Source organism: Bradyrhizobium sp. CCBAU 45394 (assembly GCF_028128655.1).
Taxonomy (GTDB): Bacteria; Pseudomonadota; Alphaproteobacteria; order Rhizobiales; family Xanthobacteraceae; genus Bradyrhizobium; species Bradyrhizobium diazoefficiens.
In genome coordinates this window covers 430,046-456,626 of the sequence record NZ_LBIX01000004.1, presented here as the reverse complement: position 1 = coordinate 456,626, position 26,581 = coordinate 430,046, and the positions used below count along the sequence as shown (strand labels likewise).

Sequence of the window (26,581 nt, the reverse complement as noted above, 5' to 3'; positions counted from 1 at the left end):
CGCACCCGAAGCTAACTGACAGACACGGGTGAGATGCAATGCCTGCGAAGCCGCGTGCTCGCAGCTTTGGATTGGCTCTCGTCTTTCTCACGAGCAAGCCAGCCCCATCACTCAGCACAGATTTTTCAGAAGTTGGAATCAGGGGAATCGCAAGACGTGTCCACGAGGCTGCCTCTATTCGGGGGCGGCCGGTAGGCTGCTACTTACCCAAGAAGGAGCTCACCAATGAAGCTAGGCGATGCAGTTTCCAGTGCAGTGTCCGAAACGAGGCAAGCCGGCAATCTTCGGATCGCTCGTTCCAGCCTGATCAAATCGGCCCATCTTCTTGAAAGAATTGGGCTCGCAGCCGTTGGCGCCTCTTGCGGCCTCTATGTGGGCGCGACCCTGTTGCGTCAGAGAGACGGACTGTTTGAAAGCGGCTGGATTGTGCTGATGACCACGCTCTACGGAGCTCTCAGCTATTATGTTGGAATTGATTTGTCTCGCAGTGTCGCTCGGAAGTCGATCTCGAGCCTCTCGGAAGAATACACCGGTTCCGAGGCGGTTGAGATCATGAGTGCGGCCGGAACGTTCGTCGCCGCCATTGCCGCAACCCTTTCAGTCAGCATCCTTGTCCTTGATCAAAATCTCCCCAACGGCCTGATAGGCTTTGTTGCCGGCTGTTGGGTGGTTGGCTCTTCGCTTCAAGTTGCGGCGGGCACGATGGCTCGCAGCTACGAAGCGTCGATGGACAAGGAATGAAGGACTGCGCTCACGGAAAGCGTCTGCCAGGCGTGGTGACGCGGACACGAGCCGCAGTGTTGGAGCGGGCCTCAGGTACGGGGTGAGTAGCCACGAATCATCGCAACCTCCGTCGTTCAACGCTGCGTGCTGACGATTTTTGGTGGCGCTGCCGTTCGCATCGGGCAATGCCGCTGCTTGGAAGCCGTATCGGTACTGAGCAACCTGAGTTTATCGCGCAACAAACAAGACGTGCCATCATGATGATGTTGGGATATCGTCCCCGCGCCGTGGTCCAAAATTCTGCTAACCGCCAACCACAGGATCGGTGGAGCCAATGCAGATTGCGGAGTGGCTCGAGAAGCTGGGACTTGGGCAGTACGCAGAGCGTTTTGTCCAAAATGGCGTCGACATGGGCGTCCTTCCCGAGCTGATGGACGAGGACTTCGATAAGCTCGGAGTCCTGCTCGGCCATCGCCGTAAAATGCTGCGTGCTATTGCCGACCTCGATCCCGCCGCGTTGATCGCATCGCCGGCTCCTCCTCATGACGCCGAGCGGCGCCACCTCACCGTCATGTTTTGCGATCTGGTCGGCTCGACTGCACTCTCGGCGCGTCTCGATCCCGAGGATATGTGGGAAGTGATCCGGGCCTATCGCGCTGCCTGCGCGAGGGTCATTTCCGCCTATGACGGCAGCATAGCGAGGTTCGTCGGCGACGGAATACTCGTCTATTTCGGCTATCCGCGCGCCCACGAGGATGACGCGGAGCGCGCAGTGCGCGCGGGCCTCGACGCCATCTCTGCGATGCGACAGCTCAAGACGAGCGGCGACGAACGGGTTGAGTTGCGGATCGCAATCGCGACCGGGCTTGTGGTGGTCGGCGACCTCATCAGCGGAGATGCGTCAGAGGAGAGCGCAACGGTCGGCGATACACCAAACCTCGCTGCCCGGCTCCAGAGCCTGGCGGAGCCGGGAGCGGTCGTCGTTGCCTCGTCGACGCGCCGGCTGCTCGGTGATCTCTTCACTTTTCGCAACCTCGGCCGCCGCGAGGTCAAGGGGATATCCGAACCCATCGCGGTCTGGGCGGTCGAGGGAGCGCCTGCATCGGAAAGTCGCTTCGAGGCGGTCCACGCGGCGCGCTCGATCGGCTTTGTCGGCCGCAAGGAGGAGATCGAACTCACGCTCTCGCGCCAGCGGTTGGCATGGCAGGGGCAAGGGCAGATGGTGCTGATTTCCGGCGAAGCCGGCATCGGCAAGTCGCGCATGGTCGCAATGCTGTCCGAAAGCCCCGTGTTGGGGGCGCACCGCCGCGTGCGATATCAGTGCTCGCCGTACCACACCAACAGTGCGCTTCATCCCTTTGTCGCGCAACTCGAGCGCGCTGCCGGCATTTGCTCGCACGACACGCCCGGGCAAAAGCTCGACAAGCTCGAGGCGATGCTGGCGCTTGGAACGCAGCAGGTTGCCCGGGCGACAGCGCTCATTACGGCACTGCTTTCGATCCCAACCGGCGACCGTTATCCGCCGCTCGGTCTGAGCCCGGCGCAGCTGCGGCGACAGACCTTTGCCACCCTTCTCGATCAGCTTGAGGGATTGGCGCGAGAGCAGCCCCTGCTGATCATCTGCGAGGATATGCATTGGGCCGATGCCACGACACTTGAACTGTTCGATCTCACGGTCGACCGGATCAGGCGACTGCCGATACTCGTGCTCATGACGTCGCGGCCGGAGTTCGAGCCCTCCTGGTCGGGCCTTGCCAACGTCACTCTGTTGCGGCTCGACCGGCTCGATCGGCAGGACACGCGGGCGCTGGTCGAGCAGGTGACTGTCGGTCGCCAGCTGCCACGCGAGATGATGAAGCAGATCATCGACAGGACGGATGGCGTCCCGCTATTCGTCGAGGAATTGACCAAGATGGTGCTGGAGTCCGGATGGCTCGTCGAAGGTGCCGGGCGCTATCGCCTCGAAAGTCCGCTCCCGCCGCTGGCTATTCCCGCGACGCTGCAGGATTCGCTGATGGCGCGGCTCGACCGGCTGGCTCCGGTCAAGGAGGTGGCGCAGATAGGCGCCGCCATCGGCCGCGACTTCTCGTACGCGCTGCTGAGGTATGTGGCGGGACGCGATGATCTGACGCTGAGCGCTGCGCTGGGGCAACTCGAGGAGGCCGAACTGCTGGTGTGTCGCGGGGCTCCGCCCGAGGCAAACTACAGTTTCAAGCACGCTCTCGTTCAGGAGGCGGCCTACGAGAGCCTGCTCAAGAGCAAACGGCAGGTGCTTCACACGCGCATCGGCGATGTCCTGCGCGAAAAGTTTCCAGTCGTCGCCGAGACCGAGCCGGAAGTTCTGGCACACCACTTCACCGAGGCTGGGCTGAACGAGGTCGCCCTCGAGTGGTGGCGCAAGGCGGGCCAGCAGGCGCTGAAACGCTCGGCCTATTCCGAGGCAATTGCGCATCTCGGCAAGGCGATTGCCATCGCCGATGAGTTGCCTGACGAGCCTCGCCGGATGATGAGCAGGCTGCATCTTCAAATCGCATATGGCCGCGCGTTAAGGGGCGGCCTCGGGCACAGCGCCCCCGAAACGGTAGCCGCATGGACGCGCGCCCGGCAGTTCGCTGCCGACATCAATGATCCGGTGGAACTTGCGCCGATACATTCGGGCCTCTTCAATGCCTGTCTGACACACGGCGAACTTGCTCCAATGCGGGAACTGGCCGACGCCATCATGAGTGCCGCGGAGCGACGACCGGACGCACCGGTGGCCGCCGTCGTTGCGCATTGGACAGGCGGCGTCACCTGCTGGTTCGGGGGCGACTATTTGAACGCGAGAACGCATCTCGAGCGGGCACTGGCGATCTATGGTGCCGAGCCGGATCCCGCGACGTTCAGGCCCTCGGCGCTGGATCTGCCGTTCGTGATCATGAGGTTTCTTGCTCTGGTACTTTGGCCGCTTGGCAGCATCGCTCGCGCGCGCCGGCTCGCAGCCGAAGCGGTGAGCGCTTCGGGAGAACAACGGGCGCTGTCCCGGGCCAATGCGCTTGTTCATCGGGCCGTGTTCGACGGACTGTGCGGGGGCATGTTGCAGCAGACGGATACCATCCTGGCGCTTGGTCTCGCGCGCGACCACACGATGCCGCTGTACGTGGCCGCCGGTACCTATCTGAATGGCCTCGCCAAGTGGCGTGCCGGCGACCGGATGGCCGGACTGACGGAAATGCGTCGCGGATGGACCATGCTGCGCGAGAATGACTGCTACCTCTGTGAACCGTTTTGGGGGATGCAGGTCGCGATGGCGGATGCAGAGGTGGGCCAACTCGAAACCGGGCTGGAGATCTTGAGCGAATTGATCGCATGGGCGGGACAATCCGGTCAGCATTGGCTTGATGCCGAGCTGCATCGCGTCCAGGGCGAGCTTTTGTCGCGACATGACCCTCCGAACGGTTCCGGGGCCGAAAATGCCTTCAGCCGGGCGCTGGAAATCGCACGACACCAACGGGCGAAGAGTTTCGAGCTGCGCAGCGCCCTTGGACTTGCGCGCCTGCACAAGACAAATGGCCGAGCCGGCGCGGTTTTCGAACTGCTCGCTCCCGTCCTCGCCGAATTCGAGGCGGAACGAAATCTTCCCGAAGTCGAAGAAGCGAAAGAGCTGCTTAGGAATGGGCGTTAGCCGCGCCGCCATTCAATCGGCGCAACCGGCGCGCCGACTTCAAGCCGGAATAGGTCGGCATCCTGGTCTTCGATTCGGGGAGCCGTAGTCTTCCGGTTTTGACACAGCTTAACCTAATGTGGTGAAAGCTAAATACGCTTCTCTTGGTTGTGAACGCGAGTCTGCTGCGGCGGCGAATCCCGATCTCGGCTAGCACCAATGTTGTCGGATTGCTCAGTGCCTCAAGGCGCAGACTCCATCCCAGGGCCGGGCCATGCGGCGATTGGCTTGCCTTCGCTGGGGCAGGCGCAGCGACCAAAGCCCATTGGAGATCCAGTCGTGGTTCGCTTGCATGTCGAACGTTTCATTCGCAGCCGGATTGTTCGCCGATCCTTGGCGCTCGGGATCATCGCTCTGAGCGGATGGACCCTGTTGCCGTATGTGACATACCGAATCGCTCCCTCCGCCTATGTCAATGCCGAGCTCATGCGGGTGACTGCACCGATGGCGGGTCAGCTCTCGTCAGATCTTCCACGCAAGGGTGAATATTTCCAGCGCACCCGGGTGGTGCCGCTGGTCGAGGCGCGTTCGCCGGATCGCCGACACCTCATGGACCTTGATCAGCAGCTTGCCATGTCCACCAAACGCGCCGAGCTCGCACGTCGGCAACTGGAGGAAATCGCCGAGCTCGATCGCAAGCTCGGCGAGCGCAGCGAGGACTATCGTTTGGGGATGGTGGAGCGCCTGAGCCACGAGATCGGCGAAACGGAAGCTGAAAAAGGCGGCTGTCTCGCCGAGGCGCGGCAGCGGAACGATGTCGCGGGCCGGATGGAGAGGCTCGTGAAGCTCGGCATCAGTTCGCAGATCCGCTCCGGTGAGGCCCAGGCCTCGCAGGAGGCAACCGCAACGCGGTGCCAGATGGCCGATGAACGCCTGCAGCGCCTCAAGACCGAGATGGGGGCGGTCGAGAAGGGCATCTATCTTCGTGGCGATGCCAATGACGTGCCCTATTCTCAGCAGCAGCGCGAGCGGCTTGTCCTCCGCCGCCAGGAGCTCGAGACGGACCTGTTGCAGAACAGCTCACGCGCCGCGCAGCTTGCCGCGGAAATCGCAGAGGAACGCACTCGACTTGATCGTCTCGATCACTACGATCTGTCCTTGCCCGCAGCCCATGTGGTCTGGTCGGTCGCGGCCAGCCCGGGCTCGATGGTCACGGAAGGGCAATCGGTCTTCGATTTTGCAGATTGCGAGCGCCGGTTCATCGTTGTTGAACTCCCCGAGCGTGATTTCGAGAAGATCAAGGCCGGAGATGCGGCTACCGTCCGCCTGATTGGGAGCCGCGAATGGAAGACCGGCCAGATCCGGCAAGTCCGCGGATCGGCAGCCTACGGCGATGATCGGCTGCTTGCGGCTCGGGTGCCGCGGCCTGATCCGGGCAACATCACCGTAGAGATATCGCTTCCGCCCAATGAGACGTCGGCCGACCGCAACGGCTCCTGCGATATCGGACGGTTGGCTGAGGTGCGCTTCGAGCGCAGCGCCGACGGCCTGCTACGATTGGTCAGCTCGAAGTTGAAATGGCTGACCGCTCGCCTGGAGCTCGACCAGTCGTCCCTGTAAGCGAGATGTTCCATGCAGGCCATGACTCTGCCGCTCTCTCAGCTGTTCGCGCCGATGCTGGGCATCTTTGCGGCGATGTACCTGTTGGCGCCGACCTTTCCAGTCGCGCGCCCTTGGGCGCGAGTCGCGGTCTTTGTCGTGGTTTGGCTCGTGGTCGCCCGCTATCTCGAATGGCGTATTTGCACCACCGTGCTGCCGGCAAGCGGGAGCTGGTATCAGGTCGGCTGGATCTGGTTCTGTCTGTTCGTCGAGCTTCTGACCTTCACAGATCAGTTCATTCTCTATCTGACTTTCCTTCGCAGGACCGATCGCCGCAGCGAAGCAGATCAGCACGAGCGTCGGCTTCGCAGCCTGCCGGATGACGAGCTGCCCTCGGTCGACGTCTTTATTCCGACCTATGACGAGCCATTCGAGGTGCTGGAAAAGACGATCACGGGCGCGCTGTGCCTGGGCTATCCAAATTTCCAGGTCTGGGTCTTGGATGATGGTCGCAGGCCTTGGCTCAGGGAACTCTGCAAGCAAAAGGGCGCGGGCTATCTCACGCGCGCCGACAACTTGAATGCCAAGGCCGGCAATATCAATCATGCCCTGACGAAGACGAGCGGCGACTTCTTCGCGATCTTTGATGCGGACTTCGTGCCGCAGCGCAATTTCCTGATGCGCACGATGGGCTTCTTCGCCGATCCAAAGATCGGAATCGTTCAGATCCCGCACACCTTCTACAATGAGGACCCGATGCAGGCGAATCTCGGCCTGCACAGGGGGCTGCCGGACGAGCAACGGTTCTTCTTCGATTCCATCATGCCGGCGCGCGACGGCTGGGATGGTGCCTTTTGTTGTGGTTCGAACTCCGTCACGCGTCGCGCGGCACTCCGCGCGGTGGGCGATGCCTTGCCGACCCAGTCCATCACGGAAGACATGTTGCTAACGCTGGTCCTGCTGCGCAAGGGGTACGTCACTCGCTATCTACGCGAGCCGCTGGCGATCGGACTGGCGCCGGAAAGCCTTGACGCCTTTTTCGTGCAGCGGCAACGCTGGGCGCGTGGCGCGATCCAGACGCTGTATCTCGCCGACGGCCCGCTCGGCCCCGGACTGGGCTTGATGCATCGGCTCCTCTTCTTTCCGACGCATTGGCTCTCAATGGGCCTGCGGGCGCTCGCGGTCGTCTTGGTTCCGATCGTGTTCATGTGGACTGGGCTAGCGCCTGTCGTCGACGTCACTCCTGAGTCGGTCTTCTATTACTTGTTCCCCGCGATCCTGGCGCTTAACGGCGGCATCTCCTGGTTCGCGCCGCACGAGCACTTTCCGCTCGCCGCTCAGGTATCGGCGACTATCCAGAGCTTCAAGATCTTGCCAACGGTGCTCGGGACTCTCGTCAAGCCGACGGGGCATGCGTTCAGGGTAACGCCCAAGGGCGCAGCCGCGCGACGCGCAAGCTACGCCGCGGAGATATTCTGGCCATCGGCGGGTCTGATGGCGTTGACGGTCGTCGGCGTGGTTCTCAACACCATCCCGGAATGGCGGATCATCGATCATCCGGGCGCTTTACCGATGGTCGCCTTCTGGTCGGTCGTGAACATCGTCGTGCTCTTCTTCGTCTGCATGACCTCGCTGCAGGCGCGGATGGGACGTGCCGAGGAGCGTTTCGATGTCGATGAATCAGTCTTGATCCTGACTGGGACCGGCGAGGTGCTTTCTGGGCGCGTGAGCAACGTCTCCCTCTCTGGCGCCGGCGTTCTGCTCGGCGCCGGCATTGACTGTCCTCGCGCTGGAGAACCGCTGCGCGTGCACATCGCGCAGGTGGGGTGGATCGACGCGATGGTCGTGCAACAAAGAGGCCATCTCGTCGGGCTGCAGTTCCATTTGCCGCAGTCGCTTGAACGAGACCTGCTGATCCGGAAGCTCTTTACCGTCGCCCGCCTGAGGGGCAACGGCGTCATCGCGTGCTCGGTGAACAGGGCGATGCTCAAGAACATCTGGTCAATGGCCGCGCCGTTGCCCCACATTGTTGCAGGCGGCGCCAAGCCCGCGTCGTTTTCGCCGACCGAACGCCTGCCGGCAGAGAGCCTGGTCATTCGGCCTCAACCGCGGATCGACGACTTGGCACATCTTGCCGGAGTTCGAAGCCTGCATCCGGCGAGTTTTACTGAACCTCACTTTGGTCGAGTGGCCGGCACAGTGCTCGAGGCCGTCAAGCTGAGCTGATTGCTGTGTTATCCTTCTCGTCCGATCAGTCCATGGGCTATCGATCGACGGTCAGGCCGCTCATCGATGCCGTCAGTCTCCTTCCGGTGCTCTGCCAAAAACCTCAACCGGAACGAGCAACCATTCCTTAGCCCAAGGCGTTTACGGGGTTGAGGGTGGAGGGAGCGTCTCTTGATCGATCACCGTAGTGATGTTCGCCAGGGGCGTCTGACGCTCTGGGCCTCCGCATTTGTGGCGGTCGCTTGCTTGGCGATGGTCGCGCTCAGCGGCTGGCGGGAGTGGTCCTCGCGACAGACGCTGCTGAAGGGCTCCGAAACGGACATGGCCAATCTGGCCCGGTCGGTGACGCAACACGCGGACGATACGTTCGAACTCGCGGACACCGTTCTCAATGTGTTGGTTGGCCAACTCGAACTCGAGGGAACCAGCCCGGCGGCAATCGCCAAGATTCAGACCTTTCTTTCCCGGCGCAAAGCCGCGAACCGGATCCGCGCCGTGTTCGTCTATGACGAGACCGGCCGCTGGCTCGCGACCAGCGAGCCTGTGGATTTCGCCAGTCTCAACAACAGCGACCGAGAGTATTTCCAGCATCATCGCGCCATGGCTGACCGGGGAACCTTCATCGGGCCTCCAGTGAGGAGCAGGTCGGGCGGGCAATGGATCATCACCGCGTCAAGGCGCTTCAATCATCCTGACGGCAGTTTTGCCGGAGTGGCTCTTACCACGATCGATGTCGACTACTTTCTGCAATTCTATCGCGGGTTCGACGTTGGCCAGAACGGCTCAATTTCACTGGCGACAGCGAAAGGCATTGTCCTCGCGCGTAGCCCGGACAACGGATACACGGGCCGCGATCTGTCGAATGCACCGCTCTTTAGGAATTTCCGCGAGCGGCCGGCTGCGGGCGTCTACTACTTCACGTCGCCTCTCGACGGCGTTCGGCGACTGAGCTTTTATCAACTGAGCAGTCGCTACCCCGTTCTCGTGGTTGCGACGGAATCGGAAGACGACGTCTTGGCTCCATGGCGCAGGGCCGCGCTGATGCGCATGGCTGCGGTGCTGGGACTGATAGGAGGGCTCGCTGTTGCGGGGCTTTTGCTGGTGCGCCAGTTGCACCTGCGGCAAAAGATGGCCGCCGCCCTGATCGCCAAGGAGGCGGATTTTCGCCTCCTTGCGGAGCAGTCGGGAGACATGGTCATGCGCATCGCGCTCGATGGACGCATCCTCTATACGTCGCCGTCCAGCGCGCGGGTTCTCGGCTGGGCTCCGAACGAATTGGTAGATACGTCGGCCCTTGCCGGCATAAATCCCGCGGACCTGGCCCGGGTTGAGCAAACGATCTCCGCGCTGATGAACGGCGAAGCCGAGGAGGCTAGAATCACTTATCGCACTCGGCATCGCGAGAAAGGCGAGGTCTGGATCGAAACCGCGCTGCGCGTCGCAAGGAGTGCGCAGAGTGGAGACATCAACGGCGTGGTGGCGATCTCGCGCGACATGACCGAACGTAAGGACCTGGAGGATAAGCTGTCGGCTCTCGCCAGTTCGGATGGCCTGACGGCCCTGGCAAACCGCAGACACTTCGACGAGCGGCTGGAGGCGGAATGGGACCGGGCGAGGCGCGAAGGAACGCCTCTGTCACTGTTGCTGATGGACGTCGATCATTTCAAGCGTTTCAACGATCAGTACGGGCATCAGGCGGGCGATGCATGTCTTCGCTCGGTCGCCGGGGTCCTGGCGAAGCAGGCCAGACGGCCTGCAGACGTAGCCGCTCGGTATGGTGGTGAGGAATTCGCCTTGCTGCTGCCAAACACGGACATGGGAGGGTGCGAGCAGGTCGGCGAGCGAATCCGGCAAGCGATTCAGGACCTCGGCATCCTCCACGCGCTCAACCCGCCATCCAAGCAGGTCACCCTCAGTATTGGTGGCGCCACACATATGTCGTTCGGCGACAAGGCGGATTGCACGTCGTTGATCGTGGCTGCGGATAAAGCGCTCTACGCCGCCAAGGAGAGCGGACGCAACCGCCTTGTGATGTCAGGGCAAGTCGTCGCGTGGCCCGGCTCGATACGGGCTTGAAGAGCAGCCCTCGCGCGGCGCGGCGTGCGCCTCACGAATTCACGTGCACGAAATCCCGCAGCAGCGGATAGATCTCGTTGTTCCAGCGCTTGCCGGAGAACACGCCGTAATGGCCGACGCCGGCCTGCATGTGGTGCACGCGGCGATAGGCGCGCACGCCGGTGCAGAGGTCTTGCGCGGCGAGCGTCTGGCCGATCGAGCAGATGTCGTCCTTTTCGCCCTCGACCGTCATCAGCCCCATGCGGCTGACGGCCTTGGTGTTCACCGGCCGTCCCCGATGCATCAGCTTGCCCTGCGGCAGCAGATGCTCCTGGAATACGTCGCGCACGGTCTCGATGTAGAATTCCGCGGGCAGATCCATCACCGCGAAATATTCGTCGTAGAAGGTCTTGATGGTCGCCGCCTTCTCCTTCTCGCCCTTGGCGATGTGGTTGGCGAGGTCCATGTGCTGCTTGATGTGCCGCTCGAGATTCATCGAGACGAAGGCGGTGAGCTGCACGAAGCCGGGATAGACCTTGCGCAGCGCGCCGCGGCACTGCACCGGCACGTAGTTGATCAGGTTCTGCTCGAACCAGTCGATCGGCCTGCTCTTGGCGAATTCGTTCACCCTGGTCGGCTGGATCCGCGTGTCGATCGGCCCCGCCATCAGCGTCAGCGTCGCCGGCCGCGAGGGATGGTTACCTTCGCACATGACGGCGGCGGCCGCGAGCGCCGAGACCGACGGCTGGCAGATCGCCACCATATGCGGGCGCGGGCCGAGCTGGCCGAGGAAGTCGATGAGATGATCAGTGTAGTCGTCGAGCCCGAAGCGGCCCTCGCTGCGCGGAATGTCGCGCGGATTGTGCCAGTCGGTGATGTAGACGTCGTGGTCCTGGAGCAGCGTCTTCACGGTGCCGCGCAGCAGCGTCGCGAAATGGCCGGACATCGGCGCGACCAGCAGCATGCGCGGCTGCTCGGGCACGCCCTGCTTCTTGAAGTGCAGCAGCGAGCCGAACGGGGTCGCGTAGGCGATCTCCTCGGTGACGGCGACCTCACGGTTGCCTACCATGACGCTGTCGATGCCGTAGGCCGGGCGATGGTAGGTGAGGGTAGAGCGCGAGATCAGCTCCAGCGCCGCCGACAGCCGGCCGACGACCTGGTGCGATACGCCCTGCGGCACCAGATTGAGGAACTTGAGCGCAGACGAGGCGCCCGCGCGCCAAGGCGCCGTCAGGTCCATCTGGTTCTGAAAGGCTTGATAATACATCGACATCATACTGAAGCGCCCACCTGTCCCATGGTGCCATGCAATATCGAAGCCAAAACTGAGTCAAATCGCCCGTAAAACTGGCACATCGCTTGCTCTTCAAGCGGGGTGTACACATTGGAAGCACAGGTAGTGGGCATGCCCGCGGGCCGGGCGGGGTGCCCATCTCAGGCGTGAGGGAAGAGGCCATATGGCGAAGGCGACACTGACCATCAGCAGCAAGAACTACTCGTCCTGGTCGCTGCGTGGCTGGCTGCTGACGAAGTTTTCCGGGCTCGATTTCGAGGAGATCGTGACCGCGCCCGACGATGCCTCCGCGCGTGCCGAAATCCTGTTGCTGTCGTCGTCGATCCTGGTGCCATGTCTGCGCCACGACGGCGCGACTGTCTGGGATACGCTGGCGATCGCCGAATACCTCAACGAGGTGATGCCGGACGCCGGCCTGTTGCCGGATGACCGCGTCCAGCGCGCTCATTGCCGCTCGATCTGCGGCGAAATCCATTCCGGCTTCACCACGCTGCGCGCCTCGCTGCCGGTCAATCTGAAGGGACACTTCCCCGGCTTCAAGATCTGGTCGCGCGCGCAGGCCGACATCGACCGCGTCTGGTCCATCTGGCGCGACTGCCTGGAGAAATCGGGCGGCCCGTTCCTGTTCGGTGAGAGGCGCACCATGGCGGATGCGATGTACGCGCCCGTGGTGACGCGCTTCGTGACCTATGACGTCAAGCTCGAGCCGCTTCTGAAGGCCTACGCCGATACCATCATGGCCATGCCCGAGATGCAGGAATGGATCGCGGCGGCCAAGGAAGAGCCGGCCGAGATCGAGGAGCTCGAGGTCGAATATTAGGCAGGCGTTGCGGTGGCCTGCCTGTTTCGGGGGCGGGGACCGGCTGGGGCGGCGGTGCGAGCCATGCCTTGTCCACCGTTAACCTTTGGCGTCGGCTCCAGGCTCGAGCCCACCCGGCCGTCGCGCAGATATTGTGCGCGAAAACAGACCCGCGTCGACATCTAGCCGTGAACAGGCGTGGACGAGGCGATTCGGCTGATTCGGACGCGATTCGTTCGAACCGCGTTCCGAAGGTTAAGGCGGAGCGCGGCCCCGTTGCATTTTGGAACAGAAGCCGCTGTCAGGCGACGCCGGAGTGCTTCACACGCGGCAAGCGCCAGCCGATCACGGTCGCTTCGACCGCGATGCCGGCCTCGTGGTTCTGCCAGCGTCCCTCGACATAGCGGCAGGCGAACGGCAGTTGATACGTTCCGCTGTGATCCTCGCACAGCACTTCGACCGGCAAGCCAGGAGGCGGTTCACCGGCTCCGTCGAATTCCGCCAGACGTCTATCGCGCGTTGCCATTCCAAAAATCTCCCCTAATCAAAGCCGCGGAAAGAGCGCCCATTTCTTCCGCGCGCGGTTCACTGCTCCCTGTCCCAAGGATCGTCCAAAGGGAACAAGCCAAGCTCAACGCGAGAATGCGGTACGAGTGTGGTAGCGTCCGGCGGCTGTGCGCAAACAGCGCACATTGCCGTGATCAATTTGACGAGGAACCTGCATGCCGTTTCGAAGCGCCGGCGTCTGTGTCGTGATGTTGCTGCTCGCCACGCTGGCGATCGCGCCGCTCCGCGCGCAGGACGTGCCCGGCATCGAGATCTGCACCGTCGAGAAGACCATGGAGCGGCGCACGAGCTGCCTCCAGAGCAACGTCGATTTCCTCCAGAAGACGATCACCAAGCTCAACCTCGATCACCAGCAGAAGCTGGATGCCGCCAATCGCCAGATCGACGCGTTGAAGACGAGCCTTGCCGGCTTGCAGAAGACGCTCGGCGATCTCCAGGCCGCGCAGACGAAGATCGCGGAGGACGTGAAGAAGAAGCAGGACGCGCCGCCGGCCAAGGACGCGGCGAAATAGGCGCCGCGCTCACGCGACGCGATATCGCTCCATCACGCCGCGGTCGGGCTCATAGCCGAGCCCAAGCCCAGTCGGCACCGCGACATGGCCGGTGGCATCGACGTCGGCGCGGCCGCCCCAGAGGCAGGCTTCGCGCTTCAGGTAGAACATCTCGACGAACCCGTCGTCGCGCCCCGCCAGCAGATGCAAGGTCGCAAGCAGGCCGGGGCCGAAATACGGGGAATGCGGGACGATCTTGACGCCGAGCCGATCGGCGAGCGCCGCGACCTTCAGGAACTCCGTGATGCCGCCGACCTTGATCACCGACGGCTGGGCGTGGCTCACCGCGCCCGCATTCATCATCTGGCGGAATTGATATTCCGTGCAGGCGTTCTCGCCGGCGGCGACGCCGAGCCCGCCCTTGCTGCGGACCTCGGCGAGCGCGGCAAAATCCTCCGGTGGCCAGACCGGCTCCTCCAGGAACATCGGCTGCGCGTCCCGGCATGTCCCGGCGAACGCGATCGCCTGCTCGCCCGACAGCGGGCAGTTCATGTCCACCATCAGCGGTACGCCCGGCCCGATCGCCTCGCGCGCGGCATAGACCGCCGGCGCCGTGGTCTCGTGCAGCTTGATGGCGCCATAGCCGAGCGCGAGCGCCTTCTTGCATTCGGCCGCGATGTTGTCGGGCGAGCCGATCCGCAACAGGCTCGCATAGGCCGGAATGGCCGGGCGCCTGGTCTCGCCGAGCAGGCGGTGCACCGGCACGCCCTTGATCTTCGCGGCGAGGTCCCACAGCGCGATGTCGAGCCCGGAGATCGCGAACATGGTGATGCCGTAGCGGCCGAACAGATGCAGATTGCGCTGGATCTGCTCCATCACCGCGGGAATGCCGGCGGCATCGGGAACCTCAAGCCCAAGTGCCTGCGGCGCGATCATCTCCTCGACGGCGCTGCGCGTGGTGCGGGGGCAGACATAGGCGAAGGCATCGCCCCAGCCGGTCAACCCGGCATCGGTCGTGACCTCGACGATCACCATGTCGAGCGCGGTGATGGCGGAGGCGCCCTGGCGGAAGCTCGCGACACCGGCGTCATAGGGGATGCGGATCTGGTGCGCCCGCACATCGGTGATCTTCATGACGCGGTTCCTCCTGCTTTCTTGTGAGCGGTTTCAAGGACGTCCCGAGTGTAGCCATGAACGCCGGGACGTTGCCAGTGGCTGTGCCGGCGTTATTCTCTTGCGGGACCGCAACGCCGATCAAGCGAAGCCCGCGGCGCTCCGTGCATCATGGTCGCGCTTCGAACGAGGGCCCGAACCACCATGAATCCAGCCCAGCGCGCGCTCTGGTATATCGAGAGCCATCTTGCCGAGCCGATGACGCTCGACGAGATCGCTGCGATCTCAGGCGTGTCGCGGTTCCACATCGTGCGCGCGTTTGCCGCAGCCACCGGCCTGCCGGTGATGCGCTACGTGCGCGCGCGGCGGCTGACCGAGGCGGCGCGCAGCCTTGCGAACGGCGCGCCGGACATTCTGTCGCTGGCGCTGGAGGCGGATTACGGCTCGCACGAAGCATTCACCCGCGCGTTCCGCGACCAGTTTGGCACCACACCCGAAGCGGTGCGGGCCGCGACGTGCACCGGCCATCTCAAGCTTCAGGAGCCGATCCTCATGGACTCCACCATCTCAGACACTCTCGCCCCGCCGCGTTTCGAGACCGCAACCGCCTTCCTCGTCGCCGGCATCAGTGAGCGCATCTCCTGCGACAACGGCGCGATCATCCCGGGGATGTGGCAGCGCTTCCACCAGGAGGTCGCCGACATCCCGGCGCGTGTCGGCAACGTCGCCTATGGCGTTTGCTGCAACGGCGACGATGCCGGCAATTTCGACTACATCGCCGGTGTCGAGGTCAGCGATTATTCCGACCTGCCGCGCCGCTTCGGCCGCATCCGCATCCCCGAGCAGCGCTATGCGGTGTTCGCCCACACCGACCACGTCGCCTCGATCAGGCGCACCGTCAACACGATCTGGAATCAGTGGCTGCCCGCCTCCGGCCTGAAGGCCGCGGACGCGCCGAGCTTCGAGCGCTACGACGAAAAATTCGATCCCGCGACCGGCAATGGCGGCTTCGAGATCTGGGTGCCGGTGCGCGGGTAGCACGATCCGCGATGACCCTTAATCGCGCCTTGCGGCGCAACGCTGGCATACCGTCCCGCTTGCTTGGCAAGCCCCGGTGACTTTGTCATAACCGCAGGCAAATCTTGCGTGTGGGGCCCGTGCCGGACATCCCGTGCAAGCCATAACAAGCAGCCGGGAGGGTCTCAATGTCTGACGTCCGCGTTCTCGCCACCGACCTCGAATTTCCCGAAGGGCCGGTCGTGATGCCGGACGGTTCGGTGGTGCTGGTGGAAATCCGCGGCCAGCGCCTGACCCGCGTCTATCCCGACGGCCGCAAGGAGATCGTGGCGAAGGTGCCGGGCGGACCGAATGGCGCCGCCCTCGGCCCCGACGGCAAGATCTACATCTGCAACAATGGCGGCTTCTCCTGGATTCCGACCGGCCAGATGATCATGCCGGGCCCGCAGCCGGACAACTATCTCGGCGGTTCGATCCAGCGCGTCGACCTGCAATCCGGCAAGGTCGAGACCGTCGTGACCAAATGCGGCGAGCACGAGCTGCGCGGGCCGAACGATCTGGTGTTCGACAGGCACGGCGGCCTCTGGTTCTCCGATCTCGGCAAGCGCCGCGCGCGCGAGATGGACGTCGGCGGCATGTACTATCTCAAGCCCGGCATGAAAGAGATCGTTGAGGTCGTGCACGGCGTGTTGCCGGCCAACGGCATCGGGCTCTCGCCGGACGAGAACACCGTCTACATCGCGGAGACGCCGACGGCGCGGCTCTGGGCCTATGAGCTCTCCGCGCCCGGCACGCTGAGGCCGCGCGAGGTGATCTATCGCGGCGAGCGGGGCAAGCCGATCTGCGGCCTCGGCGGCTACCAGATGTTCGACTCGCTCGCGGTGGAGGCTGGCGGCAATGTCTGCGTCGCCACCCTCGTCTCCGGCTGCATCTCGGTGATCGCGCCTGACGGCACCCTGATCGAGCAGGTCCCGACCGGCGACCGCGTCACCACCAACATCGCTTTCGGCGGCCCCGGGCTGAAGACCGCCTACATCACGCTGTCAGGCAAGGGCGAGCTGATCGCCATGGACTGGCCGCGCGGCGGTTTGCCGTTGAACTTCTTGAACAAGTGACAATCGCGCATTACGCGATTGTCATCCCGGGGCTATGCGGCGCATAGAACCCGGGATCTCGAGATTCTCAGGTGCGCAATTGCGCACCATAGTCTGGTCCTTCGGACCATCCCGGAATGACATTCATGAGGAACGATTCAATGCCCTGGCCCGATCCCATCACCCTGCGTGGACAGCACGCCCGTCTCGAGCCGCTGTCGCGTCAGCATATCGAGGGGCTGACCGAGGCCGTGAAGGACGGCGAGCTCTCGAAGCTCTGGTACACTGCGATTCCCCTGCCTGAGAACATGGGCAAGGAGATCGACCGCCGCCTGGCCTTGCAAGCCGCAGGCTCGATGCTGCCGTTCACCGTGTTCGACGCCGGCGGCAACATCGTCGGCATGACGACCTACATGAATATCGATGCCGCCAACCGCCGCGTCGAGATCGGCTCGACCTGGTATGGCAAGAGCGCGCAGCGCGGCCCGCTCAATACGCAGTGCAAGCTGCTGCTGCTCCGGCACGCCTTCGAGACGCTGAACTGCATCGCGGTCGAATTCCGTACGCACTACTTCAACCACCAGAGCCGCCGCGCCATCGAGCGCCTGGGCGCCAAGCAGGACGGCATTCTGCGCAGCCACCAGGTCGCGCCGAACGGCACGCTGCGCGACACGGTGGTCTACAGCATTACCGCCGCCGAATGGCCGACCGTGCAGGCGCATCTCGAATTTCAACTCAACGACAAGCCGCGCTGAGCGGCCGAGGCACCATGGACAGATTTGATTATGTGATCGTCGGCGCGGGCTCCGCCGGCTGCGTGCTTGCCAACCGGCTCAGCGAAGATCCGAACGTTAGCGTCTGCGTGCTGGAGGCGGGCCCGAGCGACTGGCACCCGTACATCCATCTGCCGGCGGGCTTCATCAAGACCTTCCACATGAAGAGCATCAACTGGGCCTACCAGCAGGAGCCGGGGCCCTACACCGGCGGGCGCAGCATCTACGCGCCGCGCGGCAAGACGCTCGGTGGCTCGTCCTCGATCAACGGCCACATCTACAATCGCGGCCAGCGCATGGATTTCGACACCTGGGCGCAGATGGGCAATCGCGGCTGGGGCTATGCCGACGTGCTGCCCTACTTCAAGCGGCTGGAGAAGCGGGTCGGCGAGGGTGAGGACACCTATCGCGGACGCGACGGCAACCTCATCGTCACCACCATGGACTGGCGCGATCCGCTCTGCGAGGCCTTCATGGAGGGCGCGGTCTCGCTCGGCATCCCGCGTAACCCCGACTACAACGGCGCGAAGCAGGAAGGCGTCTCCTACTGCCAGCGCACCATCAACAACGGCCTGCGCGTCTCCGGCTCGACCGCGTTCCTGAAGCCCGCGATGAAACGGCCGAACGTGCATGTGCACACCCACGCGCACGCGACCGGGATCATCTTCGAGGGCAAGCGCGCCGTCGGCGTGCGCTACACCAAGGGCGGCCGCGGCGGCACGCCGGTGGAGGTGCGCGCCAACAAGGAAGTAATCCTGTCCGGCGGCACCTATAATTCGCCGCAGCTGCTCCAGCTTTCCGGAGTTGGCTCGCCCGACCTGCTGGCCGCGCACGGCATCGCGGTGCGTCATGCGTTGCCGGTCGGCGAAGGCCTGCAGGACCATTATGCCCCACGCACGGTGGCGCGCGTAAAAGATATCAAGACCATCAACGAGCTCCGCCGCGGCTTCTCGCTGTGGATCGAGGCGCTGAAATGGGCAACCGCGCGCCGCGGCCTGCTCTCGCTATCGCCGACCATGGTCTATTGCTTCTGGCATTCCGGCGAGAGTGCCGAGAGCTCCGACCTGCAGCTCACCTTCACGCCGGCAAGCTACAAGGAAGGCGTGCAGGGCCAGCTCGAGGACGAGCCCGGCATGACGGTGGCCTCCTGGCAGCAGCGCCCCGAGAGCCGTGGCTATGTCCGCATCCGCTCGGCCGATCCCTTTGCGCCGCCGATCATCCAGACCAACTACCTCGACGCCGAGCTCGACCGCCGCGTCATCGTCGGCGGCATGAAGCTCGCGCGGCGCCTTTTGAAGAGTTCGCCGCTGTCGCCCTACTATGCCTACGAGGATTTCCCCGGCCCCAACATCAACACCGACGACGAGTTTCTGGCCGCCGCAACGGAGCGCGGCACCACGACCTTCCACCCCGGCTGCACCTGCCGCATGGGCCCGGCGGACTCGACATGGGCAGTGGTCGACGACCAGCTCCGGGTCCACGGGTTGGAGGGCCTGCGCGTGATCGATGCTTCCGTGATGCCGCGGATGATCTCGGCGAACCTGAATGCATCCACGATGATGATCGCGGACCGTGCCTCGGACCTGATCCGCGGCAAGGTGCCGATGGAAGCCGCGCGGATTCCGGATGCAGCGGTGGCGTGAGATCTTCGTAGGGTGGGTTAGCTAGCGGCTGCGCGAAGAGCAGTCCGCGCGGCGTAACCCACCACTTCTCTGGACGCGGAGACAAAAGAGGTGGGTTACACTGTTGCTAACCCACCCTACTAGATTTGTTGTGTCGCTCACCCGTCAATCCCTCCCCGCAAAAATATTCCACTTTACCGAAATTCGGAATTGCGGCATAAGTCGAAACAGCCCGGCCCGACGAAGAGGGGCGGTTCGCGAGTCGTTCGAAACGCGGGCCGGGTTGCGGTGGACGCGGCAGCGTCGTGTGCGAGAGGCTGAGGGCAGGGCGGATTGCTCTCCGTGAGCCCAAAACTTCGTGCGGACGAGCGGCGCTGCGTGCGTACGGCAAAACCGTGTGGTCCTGGCCGTCGTTGCTACGGTCAAGCTCTTGCGGATGCGGCAGTCGCGTCAACCGGCGCGGTGTCGGTGAATTCCGCGAGGACGAGGGAGGCCAGAACGAACTCGGCTCCCGGGAGAGCACGGCATAAGCCGTCCGACCACTGCGCAGGGAAGGCCGTGTGTTGGGCTTCACCTGTATGCCGCTGTGCAGTTTTTCTGCGTGTGCCTTCGCACGGCGGACCGTGGGTGCCAGCCGGCACCCGGCCTTCCCTGCGCCCTCTTTCCTGGAGGGTGTGATGGAGAGAGCAAAGCTCGGGCGAGATGAGCCGCGAGGATGCGAAGTCGTGTCTGTGACCACACACTCGCTGTCATCGCCCGCGAAGGCGGGCGATCCAGTATTCCAGAGGCGGTTGTGATGGAGCCGAGAGGCTGCGGCGTACTGGATTCCCCGCCTTCGCGGGGAATGACAGCGTCATCTGGAGAACCAGCCCATACCTCATCCTCCGTCATTGCGAGCGCAGCGAGGCAATCCAGACTGTTTCCGCGGAGGGATTCTGGATTGCTTCGCTGCGCTCGCAATGACGAGGTTGGGGCAGCGCGCAAATGCCTCCCCAACGTCGTCCTGGCGAAAGCTAGGACCCATTACCCCAGGGAGTGGTTTGGTGGGCGGTACTGGCCTCGGAGTCTTATCGATAAATCACGCGGTATGGGTCCCGGCCCCCGTGCGCAATTGCGCACTAGGCCGGGACGACACCGGGCGTGCGGTTGGCGGCCCGACCTACACTTCCCTTCGGCTCAAGAACGCCAGCCGCTCGAACAGATGCACGTCCTGCTCGTTCTTCAGCAGCGCACCGTGCAGCGGCGGGATCAGCTTGCGCGGATCGCGCTCGCGCAGTTGCTCAACGCTCATGTCCTCGTTGAGCAGCAGCTTGAGCCAGTCCAAAAGCTCCGAGGTGGACGGCTTCTTCTTCAGGCCGGGCACCTCGCGCACTTCGAAGAAGATGCGCAGCGCCTCTTCCACCAGGCGCTTCTTGATGCCGGGGAAGTGGACGTCGACGATGCGGCCCATGGTGTCGGCGTCGGGGAACTTGATGTAGTGGAAGAAGCAGCGGCGCAGGAACGCGTCCGGCAGCTCCTTCTCGTTGTTGGAGGTGATCATCATGATCGGGCGCTGCTTCGCCTTGATCGTCTCGCCGGTCTCGTAGACATGGAATTCCATGCGATCGAGCTCGAGCAGCAAATCGTTCGGGAACTCGATGTCGGCCTTGTCGATCTCGTCGATCAGCAGCACCGGGCGCTGTTCGGCGGTGAACGCCTCCCACAGCTTGCCGCGCTTGATGTAGTTCCTGATGTCGGAGACGCGGGCATCACCGAGCTGGCTGTCGCGCAGGCGCGACACCGCGTCGTATTCGTAGAGGCCCTGCTGCGCCTTGGTGGTGGACTTGATGTGCCAGGTCAGAAGCGGCGCGTTCAGCGCCTTGGCCACTTCCTCCGCCAGCACGGTCTTGCCGGTGCCGGGCTCGCCCTTGATGAGGAGCGGGCGCTCCAGCACGATCGAGGCATTGACGGCGACCTTGAGATCGTCGGTCGCAACATAGTCCTTGGTGCCGGTAAATTTCATCGCGCGTCCTTGTTGGTCGTCGTCCCAGATCTTGCCCTGCAGGCATCGCCCTGGTCCAACAAACGGAACGGCCGCTCATGGCGGCCGTTCCTGGTTCGGTCAGGCTTTCAGACCCGTTTTATCAGCGAAAGGATGACGAGCACAATCACCGCGCCGATGGTGGCATCCACGATGGCGCCGACCGTGCCGGTGGCGAGCTGGATGTGCAGCTGAGGCAGCACCCAGCCCGCCACCAGCGCGCCGATGATGCCGACGACCATGTTGCCGATCAGCCCAAATCCCGCCCCGTGGACAATCTTGCCGGCGAGCCAGCCGGCGATCGCGCCGATGATGAGTGCTGCGAGAATTCCCATTGCAAACGTCCCCAAAACAACCCCGTGAGGCGGCCAATTCTAGAGCAAAAAGCCTCCCGGTCCAGCAGCGTTCGCGATCTCGCTTCACCTCTCCCAATGGGAGAGGTGAAGCGCCCCTTGACGTCCGCCCCCCGACGGGCAATCTGTCACCCATGTTCCTGCAATTCTTCACTTCTCTGCGCGATGCGCAGGTCCCCGTGACGCTGCGCGAATACCTCACGCTGATGGAGGCGCTCGACGCTGACCTCGCGGACTACACCGTCGAGAATTTCTACTATCTGTCGCGCGCCTCGCTGGTGAAGGACGAGCGCAATCTCGACAAGTTCGACCGCGTCTTCGGCACCGTGTTCAAGGGGCTGGAGAGCCTGCTCGAGGCCATGGACAAGGCCGAGATCCCCGAGGAGTGGCTGAAGAAGCTCGCGGAGAAGTATCTCACCGAGGAAGAGAAGAAGCAGATCGAGGCCATGGGCTGGGACAAGCTCATGGAGACCCTGAAGAAACGCCTCGAGGAGCAAAAGGGGCGGCATCAGGGCGGCTCGAAGTGGATCGGCACCGCCGGCACCTCGCCGTTCGGGGCCCACGGCTATAATCCCGAGGGCGTCCGCATCGGTCAGGAGAAGAACCGCAACAACCGCGCCGTGAAGGTGTGGGACAAGCGCGAGTTCAAGGATCTCGACGGCAATGTCGAGCTCGGCATCCGCAACATCAAGGTGGCGCTGCGGCGCCTGCGCAAGTTCGCGCGCACCGGCGCGCCTGATGAGCTCGATCTCGACACCACCATCCGCGAGACCGCCAATCACGGTTATCTCGACGTGCACATGCGGCCCGAGCGGCGCAACGCGGTGAAGCTCTTGGTGTTCTTCGACATCGGCGGCTCGATGGATTCGCATATCGAGCAGGTCGAGGAGCTGTTCTCGGCGGCGAAGAGCGAGTTCAAGCACATGGAGTACTTCTACTTCCACAACTGCCTCTATGAAGGCGTGTGGAAGCAGAACAAGCGCCGTTTCACCGACCGCACGCCGACCTGGGACGTGCTGCACAAATACCCGCACGACTACAAGGTCGTGTTCGTCGGCGACGCCTCGATGTCGCCTTACGAGATCATGGTGCCGGGCGGCTCGGTCGAGCATGTCAACGAGGAGCCGGGTTCGGTCTGGCTCGACCGCATCATCCGCACCTATCCGCATACGGTGTGGCTCAATCCGGTCGCGCAGAAGCACTGGGACTATTCGGAATCGACCACCATCATCAAGCGCATCTTCACCAATCGCATGTTCCCGATCACGATCGAGGGGCTGGAGGGTGCGATGAAGGAATTGACGCACTAGCTTCCCGTCATTCCGGGGCGCGCGTAGCGCGAACCCGGAATCCATCGGGCCGCAATGTTCGTCGATAAATGGATTCCGGGTTCGATGCTGCGCATCGCCCCGGAATGACGAAATAACAGAAGGGAAGACCCATGCCCCAGACCATCACCCGCGGCATCAAGGCGCTGATCGACGAGGCCAATGCCGAGATCGAGACGCTCACCGCCAAGGACGCCATCGAGATATCCAAGAACGGTGACGTCGTCATCGTCGACATCCGCGATCCCCGCGAGATCGAGCGCGACGGCCGCATCCCCGGCGCGTTCGCTTGCACCCGCGGCATGCTGGAATTCTGGATCGATCCGCAGAGCCCCTATGCCAAGCCGATCTTCCAGGAAGACAAGAAGTTCGTCTTCCACTGCGCCGGCGGCCTGCGCTCCGCGCTCGCTGCCAAGACCGCGCAGGACATGGGCCTCAAGCCCGTCGCCCACATCGCCGGCGGCTACGCCGCCTGGCGCGACGCCGGCGGCCCGACGGAGCAGTGGGAGCCGAAGAAGAAGGGTTAGATCTCTCCCTTCGTCATTCCGGGGCGCGCGTAGCGCGAACCCGGAATCCATTCATCCACCATCTCTGCCGCGCGATAGATTCCGGGCTCGCGCTACGCGCGCCCCGGAATGACAAGGAAAGATCGATGACCCCCGACCCCCTCGTCTCCACCGAATGGCTCGCCGCCCATATCAACGACGCCAACCTTAAAGTGCTCGACGCCAGCTTCAAGCTGCCGGGCGTGCTGCCGCTGCCGAAGGACGACTATCTCGCCGCGCATCTGCCCGGCGCGGTGTTCTTCGACGTCGACGCGGTGTCGGATCATTCCAACCCGCTGCCGCATATGTATCCGAGCGCCGAGCAGTTCGGCCGCGACGTCGGCAATCTCGGCATCGGTAATGCCGACACGGTCGTGATCTACGATGCCGGCGGCTGGGTCGCCGCGCCGCGCGCGTGGTGGATGTTCCTGGCTTTCGGCCACGGCAATGTACGCATCCTCAATGGCGGCCTGAAGAAGTGGCGCGCCGAGGGGCGTCCCGTCGAGAGCGGCGAGGTGAAGCCGAAGCCTGCGACGTTCAAGGCGAGCTATGATTCAAAACGCGTGCGCAGCATGCAGCAGCTCATCGCCAACGTCGAAAGCAACAAAGAGCAGGTGATCGACGCACGCGCCGCCGACCGTTTCGAGGGCCGCGCGCCCGAGCCGCGCGCGGGCATCCGCTCCGGCCACATCCCCGGCGCCCGCAACGTGCCCTACAATCTCCTGTTCGATGCCGCGACCGGAACGATGAAGCCGCTCGACGATCTGCGTGCCGCTTTCACCGGTGCCGGCGTCAAGCTCGATGCGCCGATCGTGACGAGCTGCGGCTCGGGTGTGTCGGCCGGCGTGCTGACGCTCGCGCTCTATCGCCTCGGCATCACCGATACCGCGCTCTATGACGGCTCATGGTCGGAATGGGGCCAGGCCGGCGGCCCGCCGGTCGCGACCGGGCCGGCGTAAGCTTACTGGCGCGCGCGCGTGGTCGTCGTAGCGAAGGTCTGCTGCGGCTGTCCAAACGGGTCAAGCGACTGCTGCAGCTGTTGAGGCGGCGGGCGCCGCACCACGCGGTGCCGCTTCTTCGCCTTCGCCCGCGGCTTCGTCGCCTTGCTGTCCGGTGCGCTGCTGTCCGCCTTGGCCTTGGCCGGCGGATCCTTCCAGGCCGTGGTCGCGGGATCGTTCAGTGCAGCCATCCTGGCCGAGGCGGCATCGAGCGCCGAGGATTCCAGGGCGAGGCTAGGGTCAGCCGGGGCCGGCGCGCCGGCGGTCGGGACAGGGGGGGCCTCGGGGATCGATGCCGTGGTGTCGGCAGGGGTGAGCGTGTCGGTGGGAGCTGGTGCCGTGGCTTCCGTCGTCGTCTCGGTCTTGGCCGGTTCGGCGGCTGGCGCCTCAGCCGACGGTGTAGCGACCTGGGGCTCAGCGTCAGCCTCACTCGTCACCGCCGCGACCTGCTCGGGCTCGCTCACCGGCAGAGCGATGGTCGGCACCTGGTCGCGCAGCGACGGCGCGGTGGGCTCGGCCGGCTCCGGCTCCGCCCGCAAGGCCGCGAGCACCGGCTGGGCCGGCTCGGATGCCTGGGCAAACATCTGCTCCTGCGGGCCGTTCCGCCAGGAGGGGTTGCTGACATACTGCTCGTGGCTCGCCCGCAGCAGCGCGGCGGCGCCCAAGCCGAACACCAGGATGGAGGTTGACAGCAGGATCGCGGCAAGCAGGAAGCGAAAGCCGGGAAGCATCGAGGGATTGCGAATTTCCGCCCCGGCGGCGAGGTGGCCAGGGCCAATGAGCCATCTGAACGCGGTGACAGTACTGGTTGCCGCGTTCGCCACGCGGAATCGGAGCTCAAAGCGGCGGCGAATCAGGCTGATTCGAACATATCGCAACCCCTCCGCGCCGTTCCCTTAAAATCGGGGTCGATGACTCCGGCAATCCACGGCGGAATGCGATTTCCGCCCCCGTGATGCAACGGAGCAACGGTAGTCTTGCGGATCACAAATCGGCAAATCCGGCGCAAATCGGCCTGTAATGTCTTGAATGTGCCGCTATCTTCGGTCATCTGGCCGTTAGCGGTCCGATAGGGCCTGGGGACTATACAAGAGCGATGATGATCAAACATTTTCTGACGATATGCGCTGCCGCAACAGTCGCTGCGGCGGGAACCTCGCTCGCACAGGCCCAGAGCTATCCGGTCCAGCAGGCGCCGAGCTACGGCGCTCCGGCTGAATACCGCCCCGGCGACCGCACGCCGAGTTTCGACGCGCTGGAAGATGACGACGACGCGCTGCCGCAGGCATCGCTGCCGCCGCCCGGCCCGGGCGGTCCGATCTCGCCCAACGATCCGCGCTACGGCCGCCCCGCTGGTCCTCCGGTCTATTCGGCTGCGCCGCCGCAGGGGCCGGTGATGTCGCCGGATGATCCCCGTTATGGCCGTCCCGCCGGCGCTCCCGTCTACTCGGCTGCGCCGCCGCAGGGGCCGGTGATGTCGCCCGACGATCCCCGCTACGGCCGCCCCGCCGGCCCGCCCGCGGTGATCTATGCCGACCGTCCCGCTCAGCAGGCCCCCGGCAGCGACGGCCTGCGTCCGCCGGAAGCCGTCGGTGGTCCCGCCGCGACCGGAGCGGTCCAGGCCGGGCAGCCGCCGGTTGGCGCCGATGGCCGGCCGATGGCGATCGCCTCGCTCCCGCCCGAGGAGCAGCCCGACGCCGCGCCGGCACAGTTGCCGCCGAACCTGCGCCGCCAGGAGGTCTCGCTCGCGACCAAGGAGCCGGCCGGAACGATCATCGTCGATACCCCGAACACCTATCTGTACTACGTCCTCGGCAATGGCCGCGCGGTCCGTTATGGCGTCCGCGTCGGCCGCGACGGTTTCACCTGGACCGGCGTGCAGAAGATCACCCGCAAGGCCGAGTGGCCGGATTGGCATCCGCCGACGGAAATGATCGAGCGCCAGCCCTATCTGCCGCGCTTCATGGCCGGCGGTCCCGGCAATCCGCTCGGCGCCCGCGCGATGTATCTCGGCTCGACCGTCTACCGCATCCACGGCACCAACCAGCCCTCGACGATCGGCAAGTTCGTCTCCTCCGGCTGCATCGGCATGCTGAACGAGGACGTCTCCGACCTGTTCGACCGGGTCAAGGTCGGCACGCGCGTGGTGGTGATGCCGGGTGGTCCGGCGCCGGGAACGGCGACCGCCTCGGCTGCGCCCACCCCCGGTGCGCCGGCCCCGATGGCGGCCCAGGCCGGCCCCGTCCCGGGTACGCAGCCGACCGTGGTGCCGCCGCTGCCCGCGCCGGTCACCGTGCGCTAGGCGCTGCGAGACAATTCAG

At 64.2% G+C, this 26,581-nt stretch carries 21 protein-coding genes; 15 read left to right on the top strand and 6 right to left on the bottom strand.

What is annotated here, in order from left to right; all coding sequences use genetic code 11:
• Window positions 1-225: 225 nt before the first annotated feature.
• The 5 genes from WN73_RS02930 to WN73_RS02910 all read left to right on the top strand — a co-directional run bounded on the left by WN73_RS02930 (window position 226) and on the right by WN73_RS02910 (window position 10,267).
• Window positions 226-741, top strand: a complete 516-nt coding sequence (locus WN73_RS02930) for a hypothetical protein (RefSeq protein ID WP_028174581.1) — start codon at window positions 226-228, stop codon at window positions 739-741.
• A gap of 316 nt (window positions 742-1,057) precedes the next feature.
• The gene (locus WN73_RS02925) at window positions 1,058-4,387 is read left to right on the top strand and encodes an adenylate/guanylate cyclase domain-containing protein (protein ID WP_271551378.1); all 3,330 of its coding nucleotides are present in this window, start codon (window positions 1,058-1,060) and stop codon (window positions 4,385-4,387) included.
• A gap of 318 nt (window positions 4,388-4,705) precedes the next feature.
• Complete coding sequence (locus WN73_RS02920) at window positions 4,706-5,986, top strand: HlyD family efflux transporter periplasmic adaptor subunit (RefSeq protein WP_231166566.1); 1,281 nt, start codon at window positions 4,706-4,708, stop codon at window positions 5,984-5,986.
• A gap of 12 nt (window positions 5,987-5,998) precedes the next feature.
• Entirely contained in the window at window positions 5,999-8,191 is a 2,193-nt protein-coding gene (locus WN73_RS02915; protein ID WP_271551377.1) for a glycosyltransferase, read from the top strand.
• 252 nt (window positions 8,192-8,443) lie between these two features.
• Window positions 8,444-10,267, top strand: a complete 1,824-nt coding sequence (locus WN73_RS02910) for a diguanylate cyclase domain-containing protein (RefSeq protein ID WP_439711372.1) — start codon at window positions 8,444-8,446, stop codon at window positions 10,265-10,267.
• A gap of 31 nt (window positions 10,268-10,298) precedes the next feature.
• Here WN73_RS02910 and WN73_RS02905 read toward each other — a convergent pair whose 3' ends face one another.
• Entirely contained in the window at window positions 10,299-11,522 is a 1,224-nt protein-coding gene (locus tag WN73_RS02905) for a polyhydroxyalkanoate depolymerase (protein ID WP_011089442.1), read from the bottom strand.
• A gap of 181 nt (window positions 11,523-11,703) precedes the next feature.
• Here WN73_RS02905 and WN73_RS02900 point away from each other — a divergent pair, with 181 nt between their 5' ends.
• On the top strand, window positions 11,704-12,360 hold the full coding sequence (locus WN73_RS02900) for a glutathione S-transferase family protein (protein ID WP_038967666.1): 657 nt from the start codon (window positions 11,704-11,706) through the stop codon (window positions 12,358-12,360).
• A 280-nt stretch (window positions 12,361-12,640) separates the two neighbouring features.
• Here WN73_RS02900 and WN73_RS02895 read toward each other — a convergent pair whose 3' ends face one another.
• On the bottom strand, window positions 12,641-12,865 hold the full coding sequence (locus WN73_RS02895; protein ID WP_011089440.1) for a hypothetical protein: 225 nt from the start codon (window positions 12,863-12,865) through the stop codon (window positions 12,641-12,643).
• A gap of 196 nt (window positions 12,866-13,061) precedes the next feature.
• Here WN73_RS02895 and WN73_RS02890 point away from each other — a divergent pair, with 196 nt between their 5' ends.
• Window positions 13,062-13,418, top strand: coding sequence for a hypothetical protein (locus tag WN73_RS02890; protein ID WP_038967667.1), 357 nt, complete (start codon window positions 13,062-13,064; stop codon window positions 13,416-13,418).
• 9 nt (window positions 13,419-13,427) lie between these two features.
• On the opposite strand, the gene WN73_RS02885 is transcribed toward WN73_RS02890, so the two are convergent.
• Window positions 13,428-14,531 (bottom strand): mandelate racemase/muconate lactonizing enzyme family protein, encoded by a 1,104-nt coding sequence (locus tag WN73_RS02885; RefSeq protein WP_060908659.1) that lies wholly within the window; start codon window positions 14,529-14,531, stop codon window positions 13,428-13,430.
• A gap of 183 nt (window positions 14,532-14,714) precedes the next feature.
• Between WN73_RS02885 and WN73_RS02880 the strand changes: the two genes are divergently transcribed.
• The 4 genes from WN73_RS02880 (at window position 14,715) to WN73_RS02865 (ending at window position 19,037) form a co-directional block, all read left to right on the top strand.
• Window positions 14,715-15,548 (top strand): AraC family transcriptional regulator, encoded by an 834-nt coding sequence (locus tag WN73_RS02880; RefSeq protein ID WP_038967668.1) that lies wholly within the window; start codon window positions 14,715-14,717, stop codon window positions 15,546-15,548.
• Window positions 15,549-15,715: 167 nt separating this feature from the next.
• On the top strand, window positions 15,716-16,642 hold the full coding sequence (locus WN73_RS02875) for an SMP-30/gluconolactonase/LRE family protein (RefSeq protein ID WP_271551375.1): 927 nt from the start codon (window positions 15,716-15,718) through the stop codon (window positions 16,640-16,642).
• Between the two features lie 140 nt (window positions 16,643-16,782).
• Window positions 16,783-17,376: a GNAT family N-acetyltransferase gene (locus WN73_RS02870; protein WP_038967669.1), complete on the top strand. Its 594-nt coding sequence runs from the start codon at window positions 16,783-16,785 to the stop codon at window positions 17,374-17,376.
• A 14-nt stretch (window positions 17,377-17,390) separates the two neighbouring features.
• The gene (locus WN73_RS02865; RefSeq protein WP_271551374.1) at window positions 17,391-19,037 is read left to right on the top strand and encodes a GMC family oxidoreductase; all 1,647 of its coding nucleotides are present in this window, start codon (window positions 17,391-17,393) and stop codon (window positions 19,035-19,037) included.
• A gap of 1,138 nt (window positions 19,038-20,175) precedes the next feature.
• Here WN73_RS02865 and WN73_RS02860 read toward each other — a convergent pair.
• A complete protein-coding gene (locus WN73_RS02860; protein ID WP_028152332.1) occupies window positions 20,176-21,018 on the bottom strand; it encodes an AAA family ATPase in 843 nt (280 codons plus the stop codon).
• Window positions 21,019-21,125: 107 nt separating this feature from the next.
• Window positions 21,126-21,371, bottom strand: a complete 246-nt coding sequence (locus tag WN73_RS02855; protein WP_011089433.1) for a GlsB/YeaQ/YmgE family stress response membrane protein — start codon at window positions 21,369-21,371, stop codon at window positions 21,126-21,128.
• Between the two features lie 152 nt (window positions 21,372-21,523).
• Here WN73_RS02855 and WN73_RS02850 point away from each other — a divergent pair, with 152 nt between their 5' ends.
• The 3 genes from WN73_RS02850 (at window position 21,524) to sseA (ending at window position 24,221) form a co-directional block, all read left to right on the top strand.
• Window positions 21,524-22,699: a vWA domain-containing protein gene (locus WN73_RS02850; RefSeq protein WP_011089432.1), complete on the top strand. Its 1,176-nt coding sequence runs from the start codon at window positions 21,524-21,526 to the stop codon at window positions 22,697-22,699.
• Between the two features lie 131 nt (window positions 22,700-22,830).
• Window positions 22,831-23,244: a rhodanese-like domain-containing protein gene (locus tag WN73_RS02845; protein WP_018641027.1), complete on the top strand. Its 414-nt coding sequence runs from the start codon at window positions 22,831-22,833 to the stop codon at window positions 23,242-23,244.
• 125 nt (window positions 23,245-23,369) lie between these two features.
• The gene (gene sseA, locus WN73_RS02840; protein ID WP_028174595.1) at window positions 23,370-24,221 is read left to right on the top strand and encodes a 3-mercaptopyruvate sulfurtransferase; all 852 of its coding nucleotides are present in this window, start codon (window positions 23,370-23,372) and stop codon (window positions 24,219-24,221) included.
• Window positions 24,222-24,223: 2 nt separating this feature from the next.
• Here the strand turns inward: sseA and WN73_RS02835 are convergent, their stop codons facing one another.
• Window positions 24,224-24,991, bottom strand: a complete 768-nt coding sequence (locus tag WN73_RS02835) for a hypothetical protein (protein WP_028174596.1) — start codon at window positions 24,989-24,991, stop codon at window positions 24,224-24,226.
• Between the two features lie 368 nt (window positions 24,992-25,359).
• Here WN73_RS02835 and WN73_RS02830 point away from each other — a divergent pair, with 368 nt between their 5' ends.
• Window positions 25,360-26,562, top strand: a complete 1,203-nt coding sequence (locus WN73_RS02830) for a L,D-transpeptidase (RefSeq protein ID WP_039185840.1) — start codon at window positions 25,360-25,362, stop codon at window positions 26,560-26,562.
• Window positions 26,563-26,581: the final 19 nt, after the last annotated feature.